Genomic DNA, 23,063 nt, shown 5'->3' with positions numbered 1-23,063 from the left:
CTTCGTCCCGCCCTGAAGCGGGTACCCCTGTCACTTCACCGAGGTATGGATTCGCACAGGTCAGGAGGAGCGATCGCCATGACGACAACGGCCGAAAACAGCACTCCTGACGACGGAGCGTCACCGAAGCATCGACTGAGTTCGTGGTTGCTGGCAGATATCACCGAGGAACCCGGCGGACACCTTGGCCCGCACCGCATCACACCAAAAAAGAACATCGCCACCCGTGGTGGAAAGTCATGTGTCTGACGGGTGTCGACTACTTCTCGACACTCGGCTATCAACCCGGAATTGCCGCCCTCGCGGCCGGCACCTTGGCACCTCTCGCAACAATCGTTCTGATCCTGCTCACCATCTTCGGCGCCCTGCCGGTATACCGCCGTGTTGCCCGCGAAAGTCCACACGGCGAAGGTTCCATCGCCATGCTCGAAAAGCTTCTACCCAAGTGGCGCGGAAAGATATTCGTCCTGGTGCTGTTAGGTTTCGCGGCAACGGATTTCCTGATCACGATGACACTTTCGGCCGCCGACGCCACCGCGCACCTTATCGAAAATCCTTTTGCGCCAACCTTTCTCTCCGGACACACTGTCGCGGTCACTCTTGTTCTCCTCGCACTCCTGTCGGCTGTTTTTCTTCGCGGATTCACCGAAGCCATCGGTATCGCCGTGGGCTTGGTCGCGGTGTACCTCGCACTGAATCTGGTCGTGATCGGCACAGGTTTATGGCACATCGCGACGGCTCCGTCATTGGTCACCGACTGGACTCGGGCCATGTCGACGGAACATGGAAACCCCGCGATGATGATCCTGGTTGCACTGATCGTTTTCCCGAAACTTGCTCTCGGACTATCGGGTTTCGAGACCGGGGTCGCAGTCATGCCGCAGATCAAAGGCGATCGGGGTGACACCGAAGAGAATCCGGAAGGCCGTATCCGCGGAGCCAAACGATTGCTCACCACAGCCGCATTGATCATGAGCGGGTTCTTGCTGACATCGAGCCTGGTAACGACAATCCTCATCCCGGAGAACGAGTTTCAGCCCGGCGGAGCGGCCAACGGTCGAGCTTTGGCATTCCTCGCTCACGACTATCTGGGGCAAATTTTCGGAAGCGTCTACGACTCGAGCACCATTCTGATTCTGTGGTTCGCCGGCGCTTCCGCGATGGCCGGTTTACTCAATCTAGTTCCGCGTTACCTCCCCCGGTACGGAATGGCCCCGGCGTGGGCGCGGGCAGTGCGCCCACTCGTCCTTGTTTTCAGCATCATCGCGGTCACTGTCACGGTCTATTTCGACGCGAATGTCGACGCCCAAAGTTCCGCGTATGCAACCGGTGTTCTTGTCCTCATCTCCTCCGCGACGGTCGCTGTCGCACTCTCGGCACGCAAACATGGTGCCCGAAAATTGTTCTGGGGCTTCAGCTTTATCGCAGTGCTGTTTGTCTATACGACGATTGCCAACATCGTGGAGCGGCCGGACGGGGTGAAGGTCGCGTCGTTCTTCATCGCTGCAATCCTCGTCGTATCGCTACTGTCTCGGGTTTCGCGGGCATTCGAACTGCGTGCCACTTCCGTCGAATTCGACGAGACCGCTTTACAATTCATCACCGACGCCGCGAGCGAAGGCTACCTCGCGATGGTTGCGCACGATGCCGAGCATCTCGACGAAAACCAATATCGAACCAAGGAACTGCAGCAGCGAGCCGACAGCAATATTCCGTCGACCGAATCGATCATCTTCATCGAAGTCAACGTCATCGATTCCTCCGACTTCAGCACCGATCTGCTCATTCACGGCCGTAGGCGTGGTGACCATCGCGTTTTGTGGGTGAACAGCCCGGCAGTGCCCAACACCATTGCGGCAGTGCTGCTGCGAACGCGAGACCTCACCGGAGTGATTCCCGACGTGTACTTCGAGTGGTCCGAGGGCAATCCGCTGACCAATCTGCTGCGATTCCTGTTCATCGGCGAAGGTGAAACCGCTCCGGTCACCCGAGAGGTCCTGCGCCGTGCCGAGCCACATCGGTCCCGCAGACCTCATGTGCACGTGGGTTGAGTTCGCACTTCGCCATGTTAAGAATCTGAAAATTCGAGCCGAAAGATCTTCACAGCCCCGAGGTCCACGACGGATCATGTGTTGATCGCGCATCTTCGTCGGCAGACCGGGAGAGCACATGCTGCTGCATCAGTCGATCGGGTTGGACAGGTTCAACGAACTGCCCCGACCGAAGGCAATACACGCGCTGTACGAGTGCTGCTGTTCGATGACCTGGGCGGGCTGGGTCAGTGACGGACGCCCGTTCAGAAGCTACGCGGAGATACTGGCGAGAGCCGAGGACGCGCTGCTCGATCTCTCCGACCCGGACGTCGAAAGCGCTTTGCAATGCCACCCAGCGGTGGGCTTACGCGCCCATAGTGCGCCATCTCACCTAGAACAATGCTCGATCTGGGTTCCCGACGAGCAGGTCATGGCCTCCATCAGGAATGCGGGCGAGGAGTACGAACGAACCTTCGGATTCCGGTACATCTGGTGCTCTCACGGACACGACGCCCACGAAGTCCTCGAAAATATCAGCGTCCGCATGCTCAACGCGCCGTCGGTGGAACGCAAAATCTGCGTCGACGAGTTGGCAAAGATCACGTGCACACGTATCGAGCGCATGCTCGGCCCGGAAGACGGATATCCGGAGTACTGAACAAATGAGAAGCGGGTGTGGCGCCATGGCGCCACACCCGCTTGCTTGCCTTACTGCCGAAGAACTCAGAGTTCGAATTCGGCGGGAGCGATTCCGACTGCGAAGCACATGTCCCGCACTACTGCGCGCTCGTGCTGATCGAAGTTGCCGTCGGCGCCGCCGATGATGATGCCGATCTGGATGACGGCGCGAGCCTGATCCTGCTTGGACTTGAGCTTCGCGATAGCTGCAGTTGCTTCGAGCTTTCCGAACTCGAAATCGGAAGTCAGCTTGCTGCAGTACCAATCGAACTGCTGACGCAACTCGTCCGGCGGGAAGACTGCCAGCGACTCGTTGCTCATGATCAGAGCCGACGTCTTCTGACGCTCCGACGGGTCGATCGAGCCGTCTGCTGCAGCAATCAGCGCGCACATCGCCATGCTGGCGTTCTTGAATTCCTTGTTCTGGAACTGGCTCGTCTTGGTCTTGAGCTGGCCGTTCATTTCCTGAGCCTTAGCCTTCAGCTGATCCCAGAATGCCATGAGTCTCCTCCGGTAATGCCGCCACGCACCGCGCGTAGTGGTAACACCACTCTGCCTGGGAGGTCCGCAATGCGCCATCTGCTTCGTATCAATACTTGTCGGTTGGTTCCCATATGCTTCAAAAAAGTGGGCGAACAGGGGCGAGGAACCTGCGCATCCCGCCTGACAACCGGCAGTGACCACATTCGAGAGAGCGTGATCACAATCAGAATCGAGAACCGCTTCCGTGACAGCCTTGCCCGAACCAACGGGTGCATTCTCTCAACCCACCGCGACGCAACCTACTGCGCCGGCACTCGATCCCGGTCTCACCAACCGTGAAATCGAGGTGCTGCAGCATTGGCTCAAATCCGACAGCAAACCCGTCGTATCGGCGCAGCTAGGCATCTCCATCGGAACGGTCAACACGCAACTCACCCGGATTCGAGGAAAGTACGCAGCAATCGAACGGTCTGCCCCCACCAAGACGAGTTTGCTCGCGCGCGCGTTGCAGGACGGCATAATCGATCTCGACGAGCTCTGACACGGCCTGTGCCACGTCAGAACTTGTCGAGCGCGGCAAACAGTTGAGATTGGTTCGCCGGGTCGAGAACATCCGGAACGAGGACCCAGTGCGAACCTGTCCACGGATCCTGGACGTCGATCTCACCAGCCGCCGGTAGATGCCGACATCCGTTGGACAATGCGGAGACGCTCTCTTCCGTCGAGTTCGACTCGTCATCGCCGACAAGCACTATCGACAAACCGATCATCGGCCCGCGCTCGGCGAGAAACATGATCGCATGAACGTCCGACTCCGAATATCCATGCGGAAAATCGCCGAGTATCAGCAGTCGTTGAGTGCTCGGGGCTGTCTGGTCGGTGGACATTCCACTGGCTCGGGCGAGCTCCGCCAAATCCACCGATTGCGCCAGATTTGTGAGTCGCGCCGATATCTCCGAATGGTTTCGAATCACCGGTCCCTCCAACAATGCGGACAAGCGATCGGTCAACGACGTGAAGGCGCCCGTCAGGTCTACGACGTCGAGCAGCGGCATCGGGCCGGCCGCCATGATTCTCAGCGTCAGTGCACTGACCACGCCGATCGCTGCTGCACTGGACGTGCTTTCTACCCAGACGGGCCTGGTCAGCGGAATCGGCAAGCAGTACGGCACCGTCAGAGTGCCGCGGTCAGCGGCAGTCAATACACCCAATCGCACACCGTCACTGGAAATCACGGTCTCGACAGACTGAGGCGTGGCGCCTTTCTCCGACGCCCACACCGGCGATTCCCACGACGCCATCGCCCGCGGAAGAACCGTGTCGACCACAGCCAGTTCCCGGACGAGTTGCGCGGAATCACGAGTGTGACTTGCGCGGGCAGTCTCCACCAGTTCGTCGTGACGGTTCTGCGCCGCTTCGCGCGCCGCCACACCGGCCGGTGAATTGCGGGTGCTCGCGTCGGCCACCGCTGCCGTCAATTCCGTGTCCAAGCGCGTCATCGCATATTCGCTACTCGAAATCAGTGACGCTGCCGAGCGTGATGCATCCTCGAAGATCATCCACATTCGTTCGAGCCCACGCCCGTCCTCGACTGGCTCCACATCGTGAACTTGTTGCACTGCAGCCGAACTGGCCGGTGCATCATCCACCTCGACGCCATGGACTCCGATGAGCTCGGCCAACCCGCCGGCATACCCCTGCCCGACGCCTCGAACTTTCCAGGCTCCGTTTCGGCGGTACAACTCCCAGCAGATGACTGCTGTCTCCGAACCTGCGGTTGGTATGGCGAATTGCCCTACCACCGAACCGGATTCATCGGTCAGCACAGCCGAGAGGCCGGCGGTACGAAACGCTCCGGCCTGCGCGTGGCTCGGATCGACGCTCACGATGCACAGCACTGCGGCAGCATTCGGATGGACTCGATCGAGCTCCACCCGGATACTGTCTCCCGCGAGCTGCACCCCAGCGGTGGTGGGGTGGTTGTAGAACACAAAATCCTCGGACGACAACGCCCGCAGGTGTGCATCGGTAACCAACGCAGACACGTCGAACGGCGTCTGGCTCGACGCACGGAAAGTCACGACAGATGCTTGCAGCGGCGCATTCTGCCCCGGAATGAACTCCACAGTCACAGCCGTGAACTATGCCACGACTCGTAAACTATGCAACGCCGACGGGATTCGTACGCAGATCTGCCACGATCCGGTCCGCGACTTCGGTCATTCCGCGAGCCGTGAAATGCAGACGCTGCGCCGTGGACTCCGAGAACATTCCCTCGAACCACCGCTGCTCAGGTACGGCGCAGCCGTCATGTCCACCGGCAATGGCGTCCGTGGCAATGTCGATGACGTGCACCCCGTACCGACCGGCAATGGCGGCAAATTGCGTGTTGAAGCGCGCGTAGTAGTTCATGAACCAGGCTGCGTCACCGTCCGAGAACGGAACATTCGGCCAGCATGCCCGAGCACCGATCATCCCACCCGCGCCGACCATGTAGATCCGGGCCTCCGGTGCCCGGGTGGTCAGTGCAGCCAGTGTCTTGTCCAACGAAGCCGCAGCCTGATCGATGCCGGACTGAGCAAGGGACTCGGTCAACGGATCGTTGCGGCATCCGCGATCGATCCCGGGGGCAGGCGACGCGCACAATGCCCCCACGATCAGGGTGTTCGAGTCGTTACCGCCAACCGAGAGGGTGATCAAATTCGTGTCCGGGTGCACCGAGTCCAATTGCACCGGCCACCGCGTCGGAATCAGTTGGGGTGTGGAGATGATGTTCTCGCTTCGAGCAGCACTGCACGACACGTCGGCGAACTCTGACACATCGAGCTCACGCGAAATCTTGCCCGCGAAATTCTCGTACGAACGTGAACACCCGTCGGGGTACATCGGTTCCAGCCGTGGACCCGACGCCCGCGAATCTCCGAGAGCGACGTACTTGATGCTCGTCTGTTGATTCGTTTTCTGATCCTGAGGAACCGATGCGTGCGCCACGCCGACAGGTACTACTGCCAGAGCCATTCCCATTGCTGTAGCCACGACTGCTGTTGTCGCAACACGACTGAATCGCGTTCCCCGAGTAATCATCTTGCGAACCGAACCCTTCACCCCAACTGGATTTCGAGAATTACGCCATCAAGAATCGGCCCAGCTGTGGTGCGGCCTCGCCGGCATGCTTGGCCTGGATACCTTCCCCGATTGCCTGCAGTTTCCATTCACCGTTCTGCCGGTAAACCTTGGCCATCACCATGCCGGTGAATGCCATACCGCCCTGCATCGTGTACCTCGCCAATTCCGCATTGGTGGTGCTGTCCACGAGACGACAGAACGCGTTCTGGACCTGCTCGAAGGTATGCCCGCGGTACGACGTGACCGTGAAGATCACTGTGTTGACGTGAGCCGGGACGCGCTGGAGGTCGACCGTCATCACTTCGTCGTCACCGTCACCCTCGCCGGTCAGGTTGTCACCCATGTGCCGCACTGATCCGTCTTTCGACGTGAGCTGACCGTAGTAGCAGACATCGATCAGGTTGCCGTCCGCATAGAGCAGCGCCGAAGCGTCGAGGTCGACATTGGCGGTGCGGTTGCCGAATATTCCGCTCTTCTTGATCGGATCCCAACCCAGACCCATCTGGATCATGGTCAGTGCGACGCCGCCCTCCTTACGGAGCGTGACTTTCTGTCCCTTGGTCAAACTGACCGGGCGGCCCTTCACCAAACTGACCTCGGCCGGCGCTGCGGGAGGCTGGTTGTACACCGGCGGGGCAGGTGGGGCCGGCGGTGCGTTGTACGACGGCTGCTGCTGTGGTGGCGGGTTGTAGGCAGGCGGGGCGGCCTGGACCGGTGCTGCCTGTGCCGGCGCGGGTGCCGGCGCGGGTGCCGGCGCGGGTGCCGGCGCGGGTGCCGGCGCGTCGTCAACGGACACACCGTGATCGGTGACCAACGCTGCGAATCCACCGGCGTAGCCCTGCCCGACAGCGCGAACCTTCCACGCCCCCTGACGGCGGTACACCTCGAGCGCAATGACGATGGACTCGGCAGAGAGTCCGTCGATCACGTACTCGTACAACACGTTTCCGGCGGTGTCGGATACCCGAGCAGTGGGCGCAGCAGTGCGACCGAAACTCGACGAAGTGTCGTCGAGCGTGATGACCGCGCGAACCTGCTCGATATCAGCGGGCACACCGGCCAACGAGACCTTCAGGGACGCAATGCCGCCCGGATTGGGCGTCAACTGCACACCCGGTCCGGTGGGCTGGTTGAAGAAGACGAAGTCCGCATCGGAGCGCACCTTGCCGTTACCGGTCACGAGAAGCGCTGACAAATCAGCAGCGGCGGCCAACTGCACCGACACAATCACTTCCGGCACGTTGAGTGGACCGTTCTGACCTTTGGCAAGCGATACAGACAACTGCATCTCCTTCATCGAGAGTGTTCATTGCTGGTGTTCATTACTGGGGAAGCTGCTGAGATTCTTGCGGTGCGCCGACCGTCATTGCCGCGACGTGGGCGGAGAACCATCTCACGATCTCCACACTCGCCGCGATTCCGGACGTTTCTGTCACAGTAACCGTCGGGCGTCGCCAATTCAGTTCTTCCAGCTCACCGTGCCGAGGACGGATCGCGAAGTCTGCGTACTCGAGCATGTCTGCGTCGAGGGCGCCGTCGCCGGCCGACAGAACCATGCCGTCGGCCGCGAGGTCACCCGACTCGATCAGGCGTCGACGCACTTCCGCGAGGGCACGGGATTTCGATACCGCGTCGGGCATCGTGTAAATCTTTCGTCCCTGCCGTGACACGTTCCATCCGCGGGAGGTACACCAATCGTTCCAGCCGGCTTCGAAATCAGTGGGAATGGTCGACAAGTCGACCACCAGGTACGGGAACAACTCGTCGGCCACCCGTATGGAACTGACCCAACTGACGTCGATGCGGGCTTGCAGCTCACTGTGGACGTGCGCCAACTCAACCGCGGCGTCGCGAGTTGACCGGTCGATCTCGGCGCGCCACGACAGGTCGGGTTTTCCGTCGACCAGGATGGTCCCACCGTTGCTGGTGATCGCGTACTTCCATGGACCACCAGGCAAGTCGATCCGCTGGAACTGCGCAATCGTCCGGGTGGTCGTGGGAATTACCGGCACTGCGGCGCTGAGGTCTCGCAGTAGTGCGATCGTGTCGCCGCTCATGTGGGACAGAGGCCCGCCGTCGTAGTACTCGACGCACACCGGGGCCGGTCCTGACCCCAGATCGGCGCCAGAGGGATCACCCCCGATCGCGTTTTTCGAGTAGATCATCGTGCGATCCAGGTCGGTCGCGATCAATACCGGTGACGCCCTCATATGATGTCCTTGATCAGACCGACACACGAGTACGCGAGATCGGAAACTTCCTCGACGGGAACGCCACGGGACTGCGCGAGCAATCGGATGTGGGCATGTTCGGGTGCATCCAGTTCGCGGACGAGCACCTTCCACGGCAACCGGCGCAGCAATACCCGAGTGGTTTCGCCGACACCGGGTTTGACGAAGTTCACCGTGGAAATTCCGTAGTCCGCCTGAACCTTCTCCACCGATTCCCACCCGGCCCAGGTAGGCGTTCGATCCGAAGCACGCACGGCGGCAAGCGAATCCGCAACATCACTGCGAACGGTATCGAATTCCGCCGAGACTACGTCGAGTAACCGGTTGGACACGTCTACATCGGCAAGATCTGCATAAAACTTCGCGCCGTGGAAATCTCCGGGTCCGATCAGGGTGTCGTTGAGAACCGTGCGCGAGACCAGCCCGGACACAGTCGAATTGAGGCACGCCGAAGCAATCAGGAAGTCATCTCGGGTTCCGTAGGTTCGGACGCAGTATCCCGGATCGGCAAGTACTGCCAGATCGGAGTTGAACGCAGCGCCACCCGCAGCGTGATACTCGGCCAGTGCCGCATCGAGCTCACGGGCGATTGCGCCCTTACCCGTCCATCCGTCCACGAAGACGATGTTCGACGAATCATGATGATGCGAAAGATGATCGAGGGCAACAGCATCGATCCCCTTGCCTCGAACGATAGACACCGCGTAGTGCGGCAATGTCACTCCGTGAACATGCTTGGCCCACCGACGCATCAAGACCCCGACGGGTGTGCCGGCCCGGGCAAGAGAGACCAATACGATGTCGGATCCGCGCTCGGCCAACACCAGGTCGGTGACAGTACCGACTGCACGCGCCAAACGGGGCGCGCTTTCCGCCAACACCGTTTCGAACAGTTCGCGATACGCATCGTCGGGCTGATACTCGATCGGTAGCGATTCTGCGTAGTGCGCCTCACCCGACTGAATGCGCTTCTCCCGCTCGGCAACATCCGCTTCAAGATCTACATGAGAGAGGTCCTTGAGCAGCCACTTCACTTCATCCGCAGCATACGAACCGAACTGGGGTCCGACCAAAGGTACGGTCATGCGCCTTCACCTTCTCTCGAATCCCGCAACGCCGACGGGTTTGCTCCCCGCACCGTTGCCACCACTACATCGGTCCCGGCATTTCTCAGCGCTTCAACGACACCATCGTCTGCGATCAGACGATCGGTGTCGGCAGGTTCGTCTACGATCAACAGAACCACAGCGTCGACTGCCGAGTCCGGCCACTGCGCGTTGTACAGGAACCGCGGTTCGGTCTCGCCTAATTCCGGTGCAACAAAGGTAAACCCGCGGCGAAGCGGGTAGCCCTCGAGGTCCATGACGTACGCGGGCGAACGCGTCGTTGTTTGATAGCGCACTGCCCGGCCCCCACGTTCCAGACTGCTCGCGATACAGAGGGGCAGATACATCAGCTCTTCATGCCCCACGACGATCAGAGGACGCTCCAGGCCGGTTAACGAGTTCACTACTGCTACAGCGCCTTCGACTGCCCGCTCGAAATCTACCGCGTCCGAATCGAGGAATCCGTGCCTGCCCCCGTCCGGAACTGTCGCCGGCCAGGGCAGATCCACCCGTGAAACCGTTCCGCGGCGCTCCCCGGCCACATTGAGCGTCGGAGCCTCGAGCGCCGTGACCCGTTCGGTCAAACCATCCGGAAGAACCGTGGAACCGGAAGCGAGACTGACGTAGTCGATCCGCACACCCAGTTCTTCTGCGGCACTGTCACTGGCAGCGCGGTGCTCGTCGGTTCTCATGTCCACCAACGAAGCAACGACGTAGCGCTCTCGCGGGCATTGACCGTGCAGTGCCCGAATAGCATCGATAGCTGTTGCTCCGGTGGAGATTTCGTCGTCTACCAGCACCAACGGCAGATTGTTCTCGAACAGTTCTGTCGACGTCGGCTGCATCAGATGACTCGTTGCGTGCGAGTGCCCTTCTTCGAAACCCGCGAGGGTGGTTGCCCCCGGAACATCGCGTCGCGTCGAATGCAGGTAGCAGTGAGCATGCAGGCGCGCTGCTACACAGTGACCCAAACCTGTTGCAGTTTCAGCAAATCCGAGAACCACGACATCAACACCGACACCAAGCGCGTCACGTACCAGGTCGCCGAGATCCTCAGCGGCACCGATCACCACCGACGGCTCGGTAGGCACGTGTTTGCCCAGAACCGTCGACACCAAAAGGTGCGCCCGACGCGGATTACGCCGCAGCCCCGGAATTACCAACTCCGGAACCGTCCGCCCCGCAGCGGAACTGCCGTGCACAAGGTCAAGTCCGAATTCTGCTGTAGCCCAAGGGATCGATGCAACAGTGCCCGTCATCGATCGACCAACGCCGTCAGCAACTCGACAAACGTGATGCCCTTGTTGGTAACTCCGAAAACCTGCGCCCGAAGCTCTGTCTGCCGAGCCCAATTGCGGTGCGGTTTCATCTCGTTCATCTTGTTTCGATAACCCGACGCCGCAACCCCGCCCACCTCGACACCCAAGATGTCCAATGCGTCGTGGTACTCCTCGTGAGTGACCGCGGACAGTGCATTGACTGCCGCGACGTGGGAAGGATGGATAACGGTCTTACCCTGAATGCCGTTGGCCCGGTCCAAGGCGATTTCCCGAAGCAACCCGTCGAGGTCGCGGCTCACCAGATGCTGACGGAACCGCACGGCGTCATGCTCCTCGAACGGCGTCGCACGCAGCATCGGACGGAACATGCGCTCGTGATCGGCAAAGTACTCCCACACGGGACCGGTGATGACAAATCCTGAACCATCAGCTCGTCCAAGGTAATTGACGATGTCGGCAATGACATCGACAACAACGCGCACGTCGTAAATCGTCAGGTCGCGGTCACGACGAATCCCGAAAGTGCTGCACATATCGGTAGCACCGATACGAACCGCGAGAATGCGATCACGATGCTGCGCCAAAATATCACTGACAGAACGTAATTCAAGATCACGGGTGTCGCGGTGCACCAATTCCGGAGACTCGAGCACCGGCATGGCGTACAGATGCTTTCCCAAACGCTCGGAGGCGTCGGCCACCGCTTCGAGGAACGCGGCGCCGGTCGCACTCCCGAATTTCGGTACGACAAACCCCGTCAGCGCTACCCGGCCGACCGTCAACGATTCGGCAATATCGGCGATATCGGCGACTTCACGGACACGGATGAACAGCAACATTCCCGCTGCATCGGTCGATGCGATCTTGTCGAGCGCGACAACCGCATTTGCCCGAGCAGCCTCCACCTCGTCGTCCGCGACAGCATCCTCGAGGTCCAAGACCATCGAACTGACACCGTCAGCGGCTCGCTTCTCCACGATCTCGGCCAGACCGGCCCTCGTCGCCGGCACATACAGCGTCGCGCCCAGAGCGATAGCCAGCAGGTCTCTCTCGTCCGAGTCTGCGAACGTCCGCGGAGCGTGCAGGAACAATTGCTCCCGCACTTCATCGCTGAGGTGTTGAAAGTGCTGCATGTCTCTTCTTTCCGTAACCGATGGCAATTCCACGTTTCTGTCCCCCATTCGACTCTTTTCGGGTGAAAACGCCGATCCCCCGATCGGCCCCGACCTGCTGTTTCAGTGTCTTCCTGCCCGCATTCGCATCTTCTCGACAATCTCTGCAATGAACGCCGAAACGGAATCCAACTGCACTACATACGACCAGTAGTCCGGATGAGTTCCCGTCAACGACGCCGAGGCCCGTTCGATCCGAGCCAATTGCGCGTCGAGTACCGATCCCCACTCCGCCACCAACCCGTGATTGACAGCAAACATTTGCGCATCTTTCAAACGAAAGCGAACCTGCCGCTCTTTCTCCGTCGGATCCGCCCGAACTGCCCGAAGTGTGGCCAACCGGCCTGTCACAGCGTCGACGCAGGCCTCCGCCTCGGCCAGGTGCACCCGCGCTTCTGCCATCAAAGCCAACGCATGCTCGGGATTGCCCGCTGCCAAAGCCTCCACTGCTTCTTGCAAGTCCGCATCTGCCTGGCCGATATGTTCACGACTCCGACCACTGTTGTTCACGAGATCAGCCGAACTGGCAGCGTTGAACTCACGAAGCAAAGCCGAGTACGCCGGATCGAGGCGGTCGACTCGCGTTCGAACAGCAGCCAGCCTGGTGGAGACCGCGGATACCGTCATCTGTGCGTGCCGTTGCGTGGACGGGGCCTGAGCCAACGCTTCTTGAAGCGCAGCGGCCGCAGCTCGAACGTGTTCGGCCTCTACCCGGATGGCGTCGGCGCGCTCGTTTCGCTCGGCCTGGGCAAGTGCCATGAGTGCGCTATCCAAGTGCTCCGCAGAAGTCACCACCGACGGATACTCCGAAAAGTGCTGATCCGCGTCGTCCAACGCACGGCGAGCCGCATCCGCCGCCGCACGTGCCTGATGACCGAGCACCGGAATGGTCGACATCGTCGCGGTGGCCTGCTCGAGGTGCGCGCGGTTTCCGTTGTAGAACGCATCGATGCTCTGGGCTGCCGACACCAACTCTGCTACCGACTTCTCGAACGCCGCGGTTGCGGTGCGGGCGTCGCGATGGAGAGCCTGGTCATTTCCGTATCGCTCGCTCGTGGCCAGGTAGTTCGACACAGCTTCGTAGCACTTTTCGCGAATCGGCTTCCAAGCCTGACTCAGGCCACGCTCCGGAAACAGCTCACTCGACGCCTTGACCGCCGCCGCCGCGATGGTCTGTCGCTTGTCCATGTCGAGGAACGCCGAGACCATCGCAGTCTGTGCTTCCCGAGCACGACTGATCGACTCCTCCACGCTAACCCCCCGATTCAAGCGCTCCGACCATCTGCCCACCACGATTGAATCCTACGGGTCCGACGCGTACAGACTCCGTTTCGATTTCCACTGTTACCGCGGCCACACCCGAAGTGCCGTTAGGGTGGAGGAGGTAAACACATTCCCAAGACGGCCATCCGTCGTCGCGGGCCATGTCTCTTCTCTTGAAAGGACCCCTGAATGGGCGTCAGCTTGACCAAAGGCGGCAATGTCTCTCTCACGAAGGAGGCCCCGAACCTGACCGCAGTGACTGTCGGCCTGGGTTGGGACGCACGTTCCACCACCGGCGCAGCCTTCGACCTCGACGCCAGCGCAATCGGCACCGGCGCAGACAAGAAGTCCGTCTCCGACCAGCACTTCATCTTCTTCAACAACCTGCGTTCGCCCGACGGCTCGATCGAGCACAAGGGTGACAACACCGACGGCGAAGGTGAAGGTGACGACGAGCAGATCGACGTGAACCTCGCCGCTGTTCCGGCCAACATCGAGAGCGTTGTCTTCCCCGTCTCGATTTACGACGCAGAAGCACGCTCGCAGTCCTTCGGCCAGGTTCGCAACGCGTACATCCGCGTCGTCGACAAGTCCAACGGCAATGAGCTCGCTCGCTACGACCTGTCCGAGGACGCGTCCACCGAGACCGCAATGGTCTTCGGTGAGCTGTACCGCAACGGTGCAGAGTGGAAGTTCCGCGCAATCGGCCAGGGCTACGCGTCAGGCCTCGCGGGCATCGCTCGCGATTACGGTGTCAACGTCTGATCCTCGGCCTTGCCGATGAGCTGTGACCAACGGGAGGGTTCCGCAGTACGCTGTGGAACCCTCCCCGGCTTCGTCTCAACTGCGGTGAGATAACCGCTGCAGTAGCCACTCTGCATTGACCAACTAGAAAGGGCCACGCTCCGTGGTACTGCGAATATTCGGTTTATCCATCGTGATTTCGATCATCGCGATGATCGTTGCGTTCATCTACGGCGGCCCCGAGGCACTATTCCTCGTTGTCATCCTGTCGATTCTGGAAATTTCGCTGTCCTTCGACAACGCCGTCATTAACGCCACCGTCCTGCGAAGGATGAGTGACTTCTGGCAAAAGATCTTCCTCACCGTCGGCATCGTCATCGCGGTGTTCGGTATGCGTTTGGTATTCCCACTCGTCATTGTGTGGGCAGCATCGGGCTTGGGTCCGGTCGCGGCACTCGACCTCGCACTGAACCCGCCCGCCGACGACGCCGCCTACTTCCCCAATGGCGATCCGAGCTACGAAACCCTGATCACCGACGCGCATCCGACCATTGCTGCGTTCGGTGGCATGTTCCTGCTGATGTTGTTCTTCGGATTCATCTTCGAAGAGCGTGAGATCACCTGGCTGTCCTGGCTCGAGAAGCCGCTTGCGCGTATCGGCAAGCTGGATCAGCTCTCCGTCGTCGTTGCCGGACTCGTCCTGGTTCTCGCAGGTTCATTCCTCGCGGCCGACGACAAAGTCACGACGGTCATGATCTCGGGTGTCCTGGGCATGATCACCTACATCGCTGTCAACGGACTGGGCGAGTTGTTCAACCTGCCTGAAGAAGGCGAAGAGGAAGAGACCACCAAGTCCGGCGGTCCCACCGAGCTCGCGAAAGCCACCGGTAAAGCCGGCTTCTTCCTGTTCATGTACCTCGAGGTCCTCGACGCGTCCTTCTCCTTCGACGGCGTCATCGGCGCCTTCGCGATCACCGCGGACCCGATCATCATCGCCCTGGGCCTCGGCTTCGTCGGCGCGATGTTCGTTCGTTCCATCACCGTGTTCCTGGTCCGCAAGGGCACGCTGTCGGACTACGTCTACCTCGAGCACGGCGCTCACTGGGCCATCGGCGCTCTGGCGATCATCTTGATGGTGTCCATCGGCGTTCACGTCAACGAGATCATCACCGGCCTTGTCGGCGTCTTCTTGATCGGCGCAGCCTTCGTCAGCAGCGTCCTGCGAAACAAGAAGATCGAAAAGGAAACTCCGAAACTCGACGAGAGCACTCCCGCCACCGTCTGAGTTTGATTAGTACAAACGCCCGCGACCTATTGGTCGCGGGCGTTTTGCGTTGCATTGGCCCGAATTGTTCGTGAATGCACACAACGCGGGCTCCGAGGTCACATTCCGCCATCGTCGACGGAGTTGTGTGCCATAACGAACGGTCTGCGTCGCACGTTTCGCCCAGAACTAGAGTTACGACAACACCGTCATCACAAAGGGGCTTCATGCACGACCAGTACTTGATCAAGGGCCAGAACATCACGCTTCCTGAAGAAATCGAACAGGTCGATGTCCTGATCACCTGGGAAGACTCGACATTCGGAATCGACGCTTCCGCTCTGTTGCTCGGGGTCGACGGAAAGGTCGGCTCCGATGAAGATTTCGTCTTCTACAACCAACAGGAATCCACCGATGGCTCAGTTCGCTATCTCGGACGACGCGAGACGGAATCCGGACCACACGAGCGCCTCCTCGTTCAGCTTTCAGCGGTACCGTCCGAGGTCGACGCCATCGCCTTGGTCGGAAGCGTCGATACCGGATCGTTCGGCGAATTGGGCAAGCTCTCTCTTCATTTGCTCGACGCGTCAGGCTCCACCGTTGCCGAATACGTGACAGCGGATGCGACGACGGAGACCGCTTTTGTTTTCGGCGAGATCTACCGCAGGAACGGGCTCTGGAAACTGCGTGCAGTCGGGCAGGGCTGGGCGTCAGGCCTGGCCGGATTGGCCGAGGATTTCGGCGTCGACGTGAGTGAGGACACCTCAATCGAGGAACCGATATCCGAAGAGTCCGTCGCTGCAGAACCTGCAGTTGAAGTGCATGCGGCCGAATCCCCGTCCGAGGCGCCTACCGCCGATCTAACTGTTGCACCAGAACCCGTAGTTCCGACAGCTTCGACCCCGAAGCCTGCCCGTCCACGCGGTGTGCGAACCGCGAAGCCAGTCCCGAAGAAGGCGCCGCTTCCCGAGTTCAAACTCGCAGAATCCGAGGCCTGGCAACCGGCACGCTTGTTCTCGGTCGTCGGAGTCGGAGCCGGCGAAGAGCAGGAACGCCGTACGACGTCGGCGTTGGTGTCGACAATGCAGTCCGTTCCGTTGTTTGCGCGGGCAATAACTTCACGAGTAGGTGCGCCCGCCGGATCATTCGAGGGGTACGTCGAGGTTCCGTATACAAAGGGCGAGTCTCGGGTCATTCCCGATGCGGTACTGCGGGTCTCGCGTGGCAGTCGCCTGTGGACCGGTCTCCTCGAAGTGAAAACCGGAGCGGGGAAACACTCGCGTGAGCAGCTGGAGAACTACCTCGATATCGCGAAGAAGAACAAGTACGACGTAGTGATCAGCCTCTCAAACGATCTTCCTGCCAGCGCAGGCGAATTGCCAGTGGAAGTGGACAAGCGCAAGCTCACCAAGGTCGCTCTCCGTCACTTGTCCTGGGCTGAGGTCATTCACGAAGCCCGAATGGTTCTCTCTCACGGCGGAATCGACAATCCGCTTCAGGCTTGGATCCTCAACGAATTCCTCAGATACATCGAGCACCCTAAATCCGGGGCGTCGGAGTTCGTCGACATGGGACGGCACTGGGTGGCAATTCGCGAAGGAGTCAGCGCCGGAACTCTGCGGTCCGGCGACCCCAAGGCCGCTTCGATCGCGGACTCGTGGATCGCACTTGCCCGCAATCTCGCTTTGCGCTTCACTGCCGAGTTGGGGGTGACCGTCAAGCACGTCTTGCCACGTCGCGCAACGAACGATGCGGACTACCGCACAGAGTTGACAGTTGAGGAATTGGCGAACGACGGCACGTTCAGTGCCCTGCTTCGAATTCCCGATGCAGCAGGTGAACTCAGAGTTGTCGCGGATATGCGAACCAACAAGATCACCTGCACCACCGTGGTCAGCGCTCCTGACGAGGGAACTTCCGGCAAGCGTGTGGCGTGGGTATTGCGCCAACTGAAGAATGCTCCAGCAGATCTGTTGATCGAGGCAGCCTTTTCCGGCCCGACCTCGTCAACGTGCGAACCTCACGCCGAGGTGCGAGCGACACCACGAATTCTCACCGACGGACAAAGTGGCCAACTCAGTTCATTCGTCCTGATGCAGACCTTCACTCTCGGCAGTAAGCGAGCCGGCACCGCCGCAAGTTTCATCAGCAGCGTGACTCATTCGGCGGAGAGCTTCTACGCCGAAGTTATTCAGCCCCTCCGAGAATGGGTTCCCGCTGCTCCCAAGGCTTCTGACATCCGGCGTGACGAACAGACCGACGACCAAGACTAGTCGCGGGCGTTTACAGTCTCTTGGCTCGAACAGAACACGGCCCCTCCGCTTCGTAACCGAATCGAAGGGGCCGTGTCCGCTGTCCCAGCAGATTTTTTGTCAGCTGGAACTGGAGCCGAAGCCGCCGAACAGGGACCCGAGGCTTCCGGCACCGCCGCCGCCCGTGCCGTCGTCGGGTGCAACAGTGACGGTGGCCTGGTCGGCGGAGGGTTCGACGGCGGCATCGCCGGAATAGTCGGCGGTGATGGTGCGCTCGCCCTCCGTACGCGGCGTCCACGCGACGGTGGCCGTGCCGTCGGCGCGGACTGCAGCGGTGCCGACAACGGCGTCACCGTCTTTGAATGTGACGGTTCCGCCGGCGCCGCCGGGGAGCACTGTTGCCGTCAGGCTGGTGGAGGTACCGACCTTCGCCCCGGTGACGGGGGTCAGGGTCACGGCGGAGGTCGCGTTGTGTTCGGAGACCTGCACTGTCCGCGGCGCGGACTGCGAGCCGTTAGCGAAGTCACTGCCGAGGAATTTGGCAGTGAGGCTGTGCTCGCCCACGGCACTGGGATTCCACACATACGTAGCGGTCCCGCCGGCGTTCACGGCACCCTGGCCGAGTTTGGTTGTGCCGTCGTAGAACTCGACGACGTTGCCCGGTGCGCCGCCGGTAACGGTGGCGGTCAGGGTGGTCGGCGCGCCGAGTCGAGCGCCGGCCACGGGGGCGAGAGTCGTGGAGGAGGCACTCTTGGCGAGCGTGATCGAGGGGCCGCGCGCGCTGTAGTACCCGCTGCCGAGTGATCCCCCGTAGTCCATACCGGTGTTCAGCGCGGTGCCGCGGGCACAGTCGGCACCGACCTTGTAGCTGACGCTGAATGTGGGAGACCGGTGAAAGCCGGGGCGATTCTGTACAACCCAGTCGGTAACGCCCCAGGACGCGCGGACGTAGCCGGAGCCGTTGCCTTCGTCGGCTACCACCTCGGGATTGTCGACGGGGTAGTCACTGTTGCCGCTCATCTTGGCCGAGCCGGGGACGTATGTCAGGCAGGACGGATGGCGATCTTTGATGTTGTAGATGAACTCGTCAACCCAACTGGTGCGTCGGAAGTTCGTGGTGACTGTGATGGTGTCGCCCACAGCGGGAGTGCCGTTGCTGACAACTCGGGTGAAAGACGAACTGCCGTCGCTGAATTCGAGTGTTGACGTGCCGGCGCTGGCGATACCGCCCCCCACGAGGGCGAGTGCGCCGACCGCGATGATGGACGTCGCGCCGGCGACGCCACGCCTGATTGCCTTATGTGCCATGGGATTTCCTTTTCAGTCGAAGATGCGACTGTCATAAGTCGTGGTCGGAGAAGGAACGAGACCGGACTCCGGCGCCTTCGGGGAGGCACCGGAGCCCGGGCTTGGGGCGGGGTTCCGCCGGTTTCTTCGATCGGGTGCAAGCTGGCCGAAACCCTGCGTTATCTACTAGCTGCCGAACAGGTTGCCAAGGCTGCCCGTACCGCCGGTGCCGCCGCCTGTGCCGCCGGTGGATGCGACGGACACAGTGGCGTTGGCGACGGAGCCGTTGGCCAACGTTGTACCAGCGAATTCGACGGTGATGGGGCGTTCACCGGCGGTTGCCGGAGTCCACGTGAGCGTGGCAGTCCCGTTGGCGTCGAGAGCTCCCTGGCCGATCACGGTGGTGTCGTCGTAGAACTTGACCGGGTTGCCTACTGCACCACCGGTGACGGTGGCGGTCAAGGTGGTCGGCTTGCCAACGACGGCTCCGGCAACCGGTGCGATGGTGGTAGTGGTGGCGTTCTTGCCGGCCGTGACCGACGGCCCTTGGTACCCGTAGTAGCCGGCGCCAAGTGAGCCGTTGTAGTCCAGGCCGGTCACAAGTGCGATGCCGCGGGCGCAGTCCGTGCCGACCTTGTACTGCACGCTGAAGACGGGGCCCGGCACGTTCTGCTTGTTGACCCAAGCGCCGGTGTTGTCGGTGATCGTGGCGGTGCCCGTCCGCGGGCTGGTGGCGCGATCTGGGACGACGACCGCGTTGAAGTGGACGCCGTTCATCGTGGCCGAGTCGGGGACATAGGTCAGGCACGGAGCATGAGTATCCGAGACCGACGTGATGGTCTCGACCTTCGAATCCGTTCGCTTGAACGTGGTTGTGACCGTGATGGTCTCGCCGGCAGCGGGGGTGGCATCGCTGACGGTGCGGGTGAAGGTGGTGTAGTAGTCATTCCAGGTGATCGAGGTGGAGTCTGCACCGGCAACTCCGGTGCCGATCAGTGCCAGTGCGCCCATCGCGAGTGATGTTGCCGCGCCGACGGCGATGCCGCGTTTCGTTGATCGAAATGCCATGGGTGTTCCTTTGATCGATGTCAGGGGTTCGGGTGTCACACCGTTCCGGCCGCAGCGATGACGGCGACGGCTGAACCGGAGAGTTGCTTCGTCAGGAGCCGAACAGGGATCCGAGGCTGCCGGTGCCGATGCCGCCGGGACCCTCATTGTTCAAGTAGCCGACCGTGATGCCGGGGCCCTGGGTGTAGTAGCCGCCGAAGCCGAGCGAGCCGTTGTAATCCATACCGGTAACGAGGACTCTTCCGCGGACGCAGTCTGCGCCAACCTTGTAGCTGACGCTGAAGACCGGGTTGAAGGCCGGCTGGTTCTTGACGACCCACTCGTTGGGTCCGAAGTCGATGCTGACGAGCGCGTCGCGGCCGGGGACCGAGCCGTCGTCGACAACCTGCGGGATGACCGAGACGTCGTTCATCTTGGCCGAACCGGGAACGTAGGCCAGGCAGGAGTCATGCCGGTCCTTGATGTTGTACAGATATTCCTCGGTGCCGTTGGTTCGCTGAAATTTTGTGGTCATAGTGATGATGTCGCCTGCGTCGGGCGTGGAGTTGCTGACGGTGCGGGTGAAGGTGGTGTAGTAATCAGCCCAGGTGGTCGTGCCTGTGGCGGCTCCGGCGACGCCGGTACCGAAAAGGGTCAGCGCACCGGCCGCGAAGGCCGTCGCCGCGCCGACTGCAATGCCGCGTGTGATCGCTCGTGATGTCATGATGGGTTCCTTCGGTCGCAGCTGTGCGACCGTCGAAATCGAGGTCACAGCGGTGGTTGGGGTGCATTCGGATCTAGCTGACGGGCTCGTGGACCGGGCCGATCGTCACGGACAACGTGGTCATGATTTCCCCTTTCGGTCGGCACGCTTGTTTCTCGCTACCGCGCAGTAATGTCCCGTATGGGGCAATTTCTATCACAGTAAGTAAGACGAATGTCCAGTATTCGAAAAGAGGATAAATCCTCAAATGTGAGTAGCACTGAACCGCAACAGCCCTTGTTCGGGGATCTCCACGACTCATTTGGGTGCCCCGCCAGATCATTCGAGGTGCACGCCGAGACTCCACCCACGAGGGGTCGATCTCGGGCAATCGGCACGGCACGGCACGCCAGGCCTCACGTGGCAATCGCCTCTGGACCGGCCTCCTCGAAGTGAAACCGGGAGCAGGGAAATACTCTCGCGAGCAACTCGAGAATCACCTCGATATTGCGAACTCCATCAGGTCATTCACGACGAGTGATTCTGGCCAACGATCAAAGCTGCCAACTCAATTCATCTAACCTCCACTGCGAACTACTACGTCGTCAGTCCCGCCCGCGCAACAGCACCGGCAAACAATGCCGTCACTGCCGCGCCCATAGCTGCCTGATCCACTTCTTCCGGGTCAACGGAATGTTCGAGGACCAACCCGGAAATCAAGGCCATCAACGAGATTGCGGTGGTGCGGACCTCGAAGGAGTTGTCGACGCCCCACTCGCGGGCTCGTTCACCGATCAACTCGACCAATTGACCACGCAGGTGCCGACGCTCACGGAGATACGCCTGGGCGATCTGTGGATCCCGTCCCGCGAGAACTCCGAACTCGAGAACCAGCAGTGACCATCCCGGATCGTCGACCATCGATGCTGCGATGGCTTCGCCACCTTTACCCGCTGCGTCGGCCGGACTCATCCCGGCTATCTGGCCGAGCACACGGCCGGCCAGTTCGAGGGATCGCTGGGCGAAGAGTTCGGCAAACAGGTCCTGTTTGGATTCGAAATTGGAGTAGACGGCGCCCTTGGTGAAGCCTGCGCGTCGGGCAACTTCGGTGAGACGTGCAGCACTGAATCCTTGCTCCGCAAACTCTTCCGCTGCAGCGTCGAGCAGTCTTTGCCGCACTACGTCGCGTCCGGGGCGGGTTGCCGGCACGAAGTCCGGTTGACGGGAATCAGTCACGATACCTAGAGTATTCAATACCTCGGGTATTGACAAGCTCTTTGCTTTCGACAAGATCAGGACTCATCGTGACCACTACACTTCCGGCACCGAACGCAGGCACCGACGAACACCACCACGACAACCTGGTGGTGAAATACGGCGCCACCAAAGTCATGGCGGCACTGTTCGCCGGCGTACTCCTGCTGCAGATGGGCTTCATCCTCAGCTACGTCGCCGCGTTCCATCAGCCGACGCCCCGCGACATCGAAATCGCGGTCATCGCGGACCAGGGAATTCCCGCGGGCATGGACCAGCAGGTCGCCGACAAGCTCAACGCTATCGACGGCAGCCCCCTGAGTGCCCAGGTCATCGACAACACCGCCACGGCCCGTCGGATGCTCCACGACCGCGAGATCCAGGGCGCATTTGTCATCAATCCCACGGGCCCCGACATGCTGATCACCGCCAGTGCCGGTGGTAGTTCGATCGCTACGTCGCTCGAAGCAGTCTTCGCCCAGGTCGAGCAGAGCCAGAACCGGGAGTTCGTCGTGCGCGACGAGATCCCCGTCGGCGCTCACGACAATCGTGGCCTCTCCGGCTTCTACCTCGCCGTCGGCTGGGTGGTCGGCGGATACCTCTTCGCCGCGGCAATCGGATTGTTCATCGGTGCACCGAAGACTCTCCGCCAGGCCGGCGCCCACACCGGCGTCATCGCGATCTACTCGATCATCTCGGGAGCGTTGGGCGCGCTCATCACCTCGCACGTTCTCGGCACGTTTGCGGGCCACTGGCTGCCACTCTCGATTCTGGGCACTGCCGTCGTGTTCGGAACCGCAATGTTCACCCTCGGACTTCGAGCAGCAATCGGTATCCTTGCAGTTCCACTGGCCATCGCAGTGTTCGTCATCCTCGGTAACCCCAGCGCCGGAGGCGCTTTCGGCTCCAACATCATTCCGTCGTTCTACGCTGCTATCGGCCGCTGGATCACGCCCGGCGCGGGCACCGAAGGCGTTCGCAGCATCGTGTATTTCAACAACGTCGGAATCGGTCAGCCGGCCTTGACGCTCTTCCTGTACGCCCTGATCGGCGCCGTCCTTCTCTTTGGATTCACGTTGCGCCGAACCCGAAAGCTTCGGGGCACGTCACCGACTCCGGATGTCGCAATCGTCGACTAGT

19 protein-coding genes and 1 pseudogene are annotated in these 23,063 nt (G+C 60.9%); 7 read left to right on the top strand and 13 right to left on the bottom strand.

The features are described 5' to 3' along the window. Positions 1-78: 78 nt before the first annotated feature. Both MTX36_RS13980 and MTX36_RS13975 read left to right on the top strand, forming a co-directional pair. Positions 79-2,051 (top strand): annotated as a pseudogene (locus MTX36_RS13980) (amino acid permease). 118 nt (positions 2,052-2,169) lie between these two features. Then, positions 2,170-2,691, top strand: coding sequence for a 2-oxo-4-hydroxy-4-carboxy-5-ureidoimidazoline decarboxylase (locus MTX36_RS13975; protein WP_243620358.1), 522 nt, complete (start codon positions 2,170-2,172; stop codon positions 2,689-2,691). A gap of 65 nt (positions 2,692-2,756) precedes the next feature. Here MTX36_RS13975 and MTX36_RS13970 read toward each other — a convergent pair whose 3' ends face one another. Further along, positions 2,757-3,212 (bottom strand): tellurite resistance TerB family protein, encoded by a 456-nt coding sequence (locus MTX36_RS13970; protein WP_243620357.1) that lies wholly within the window; start codon positions 3,210-3,212, stop codon positions 2,757-2,759. A gap of 226 nt (positions 3,213-3,438) precedes the next feature. Between MTX36_RS13970 and MTX36_RS13965 the strand changes: the two genes are divergently transcribed. Then, positions 3,439-3,735: a helix-turn-helix transcriptional regulator gene (locus tag MTX36_RS13965; protein ID WP_374230484.1), complete on the top strand. Its 297-nt coding sequence runs from the start codon at positions 3,439-3,441 to the stop codon at positions 3,733-3,735. A gap of 16 nt (positions 3,736-3,751) precedes the next feature. On the opposite strand, the gene MTX36_RS13960 is transcribed toward MTX36_RS13965, so the two are convergent. From MTX36_RS13960 to MTX36_RS13925, 8 genes are all read right to left on the bottom strand, one after another. Further along, positions 3,752-5,326 carry a TerD family protein gene (locus MTX36_RS13960; protein WP_243620356.1) on the bottom strand — a complete coding sequence of 525 codons (1,575 nt, stop codon included), beginning with the start codon at positions 5,324-5,326 and terminating at the stop codon, positions 3,752-3,754. A 28-nt stretch (positions 5,327-5,354) separates the two neighbouring features. Next, positions 5,355-6,230 (bottom strand): SGNH/GDSL hydrolase family protein, encoded by an 876-nt coding sequence (locus MTX36_RS13955; RefSeq protein ID WP_243620355.1) that lies wholly within the window; start codon positions 6,228-6,230, stop codon positions 5,355-5,357. Positions 6,231-6,318: 88 nt separating this feature from the next. Beyond that, positions 6,319-7,602 (bottom strand): TerD family protein, encoded by a 1,284-nt coding sequence (locus tag MTX36_RS13950; protein ID WP_243620354.1) that lies wholly within the window; start codon positions 7,600-7,602, stop codon positions 6,319-6,321. Between the two features lie 40 nt (positions 7,603-7,642). Next, positions 7,643-8,530 carry an HAD family hydrolase gene (locus tag MTX36_RS13945; RefSeq protein ID WP_243620353.1) on the bottom strand — a complete coding sequence of 296 codons (888 nt, stop codon included), beginning with the start codon at positions 8,528-8,530 and terminating at the stop codon, positions 7,643-7,645. Next, entirely contained in the window at positions 8,527-9,636 is a 1,110-nt protein-coding gene (locus tag MTX36_RS13940; protein WP_243620352.1) for a cysteine protease StiP family protein, read from the bottom strand. Before MTX36_RS13940 ends, MTX36_RS13945 begins: the two co-directional genes overlap by 4 nt. After that, a complete protein-coding gene (locus MTX36_RS13935) occupies positions 9,633-10,916 on the bottom strand; it encodes a phosphoribosyltransferase family protein (protein WP_243620351.1) in 1,284 nt (427 codons plus the stop codon). The genes MTX36_RS13940 and MTX36_RS13935 overlap by 4 nt, the downstream gene beginning before the upstream one ends. Continuing rightward, a complete protein-coding gene (locus tag MTX36_RS13930) occupies positions 10,913-12,070 on the bottom strand; it encodes an HpcH/HpaI aldolase/citrate lyase family protein (protein ID WP_243620350.1) in 1,158 nt (385 codons plus the stop codon). Before MTX36_RS13930 ends, MTX36_RS13935 begins: the two co-directional genes overlap by 4 nt. 102 nt (positions 12,071-12,172) lie before the next feature. Beyond that, positions 12,173-13,318 carry a hypothetical protein gene (locus MTX36_RS13925; protein ID WP_243620441.1) on the bottom strand — a complete coding sequence of 382 codons (1,146 nt, stop codon included), beginning with the start codon at positions 13,316-13,318 and terminating at the stop codon, positions 12,173-12,175. A 243-nt stretch (positions 13,319-13,561) separates the two neighbouring features. On the opposite strand from MTX36_RS13925, the gene MTX36_RS13920 reads away from it, so the two are divergent. The 3 genes from MTX36_RS13920 to MTX36_RS13910 all read left to right on the top strand — a co-directional run bounded on the left by MTX36_RS13920 (position 13,562) and on the right by MTX36_RS13910 (position 17,653). Beyond that, positions 13,562-14,137, top strand: a complete 576-nt coding sequence (locus MTX36_RS13920) for a TerD family protein (protein ID WP_243620349.1) — start codon at positions 13,562-13,564, stop codon at positions 14,135-14,137. Between the two features lie 142 nt (positions 14,138-14,279). Further along, the gene (locus tag MTX36_RS13915) at positions 14,280-15,401 is read left to right on the top strand and encodes a DUF475 domain-containing protein (RefSeq protein ID WP_243620348.1); all 1,122 of its coding nucleotides are present in this window, start codon (positions 14,280-14,282) and stop codon (positions 15,399-15,401) included. A gap of 206 nt (positions 15,402-15,607) precedes the next feature. Beyond that, the gene (locus MTX36_RS13910) at positions 15,608-17,653 is read left to right on the top strand and encodes a TerD family protein (protein ID WP_243620347.1); all 2,046 of its coding nucleotides are present in this window, start codon (positions 15,608-15,610) and stop codon (positions 17,651-17,653) included. A gap of 99 nt (positions 17,654-17,752) precedes the next feature. Here the strand turns inward: MTX36_RS13910 and MTX36_RS13905 are convergent, their stop codons facing one another. The 4 genes from MTX36_RS13905 to MTX36_RS13890 form a co-directional block, all read right to left on the bottom strand. Further along, a complete protein-coding gene (locus MTX36_RS13905; RefSeq protein WP_243620346.1) occupies positions 17,753-18,940 on the bottom strand; it encodes an Ig-like domain-containing protein in 1,188 nt (395 codons plus the stop codon). Positions 18,941-19,105: 165 nt separating this feature from the next. Continuing rightward, positions 19,106-19,987: an Ig-like domain-containing protein gene (locus MTX36_RS13900; RefSeq protein ID WP_243620345.1), complete on the bottom strand. Its 882-nt coding sequence runs from the start codon at positions 19,985-19,987 to the stop codon at positions 19,106-19,108. Positions 19,988-20,078: 91 nt separating this feature from the next. After that, complete coding sequence (locus MTX36_RS13895) at positions 20,079-20,690, bottom strand: hypothetical protein (RefSeq protein WP_243620344.1); 612 nt, start codon at positions 20,688-20,690, stop codon at positions 20,079-20,081. Between the two features lie 576 nt (positions 20,691-21,266). Further along, positions 21,267-21,905: a TetR/AcrR family transcriptional regulator gene (locus MTX36_RS13890; protein ID WP_243620343.1), complete on the bottom strand. Its 639-nt coding sequence runs from the start codon at positions 21,903-21,905 to the stop codon at positions 21,267-21,269. A gap of 68 nt (positions 21,906-21,973) precedes the next feature. On the opposite strand from MTX36_RS13890, the gene MTX36_RS13885 reads away from it, so the two are divergent. Then, positions 21,974-23,062 (top strand): hypothetical protein, encoded by a 1,089-nt coding sequence (locus tag MTX36_RS13885; protein ID WP_243620342.1) that lies wholly within the window; start codon positions 21,974-21,976, stop codon positions 23,060-23,062. The last annotated feature ends 1 nt before the right edge of the window (position 23,063 follow it).

The sequence above is a fragment of the Rhodococcus sp. ARC_M6 genome, from assembly GCF_022810305.1.
Lineage (GTDB): Bacteria > Actinomycetota > Actinomycetes > Mycobacteriales > Mycobacteriaceae > Rhodococcus_F.
This window is presented reverse-complemented; position numbering and strand designations above follow the sequence as displayed.

What these genes read in the sequence shown, in the direction of transcription:
- MTX36_RS13940 (WP_243620352.1), bottom strand. Translation starts at nt 9,636, where the DNA reads ATGACCGTACCTTTGGTCGGACCCCAGTTCGGTTCGTATGCTGCGGAT.
- MTX36_RS13900 (WP_243620345.1), bottom strand. Translation starts at nt 19,987, where the DNA reads ATGGCATTTCGATCAACGAAACGCGGCATCGCCGTCGGCGCGGCAACA.
- MTX36_RS13905 (WP_243620346.1), bottom strand. Translation starts at nt 18,940, where the DNA reads ATGGCACATAAGGCAATCAGGCGTGGCGTCGCCGGCGCGACGTCCATC.
- MTX36_RS13945 (WP_243620353.1), bottom strand. Translation starts at nt 8,530, where the DNA reads ATGAGGGCGTCACCGGTATTGATCGCGACCGACCTGGATCGCACGATG.
- MTX36_RS13910 (WP_243620347.1), top strand. Translation starts at nt 15,608, where the DNA reads ATGCACGACCAGTACTTGATCAAGGGCCAGAACATCACGCTTCCTGAA.
- MTX36_RS13925 (WP_243620441.1), bottom strand. Translation starts at nt 13,318, where the DNA reads ATGGTCTCGGCGTTCCTCGACATGGACAAGCGACAGACCATCGCGGCG.
- MTX36_RS13975 (WP_243620358.1), top strand. Translation starts at nt 2,170, where the DNA reads ATGCTGCTGCATCAGTCGATCGGGTTGGACAGGTTCAACGAACTGCCC.
- MTX36_RS13935 (WP_243620351.1), bottom strand. Translation starts at nt 10,916, where the DNA reads ATGACGGGCACTGTTGCATCGATCCCTTGGGCTACAGCAGAATTCGGA.
- MTX36_RS13895 (WP_243620344.1), bottom strand. Translation starts at nt 20,690, where the DNA reads ATGACATCACGAGCGATCACACGCGGCATTGCAGTCGGCGCGGCGACG.
- MTX36_RS13930 (WP_243620350.1), bottom strand. Translation starts at nt 12,070, where the DNA reads ATGCAGCACTTTCAACACCTCAGCGATGAAGTGCGGGAGCAATTGTTC.
- MTX36_RS13920 (WP_243620349.1), top strand. Translation starts at nt 13,562, where the DNA reads ATGGGCGTCAGCTTGACCAAAGGCGGCAATGTCTCTCTCACGAAGGAG.
- MTX36_RS13970 (WP_243620357.1), bottom strand. Translation starts at nt 3,212, where the DNA reads ATGGCATTCTGGGATCAGCTGAAGGCTAAGGCTCAGGAAATGAACGGC.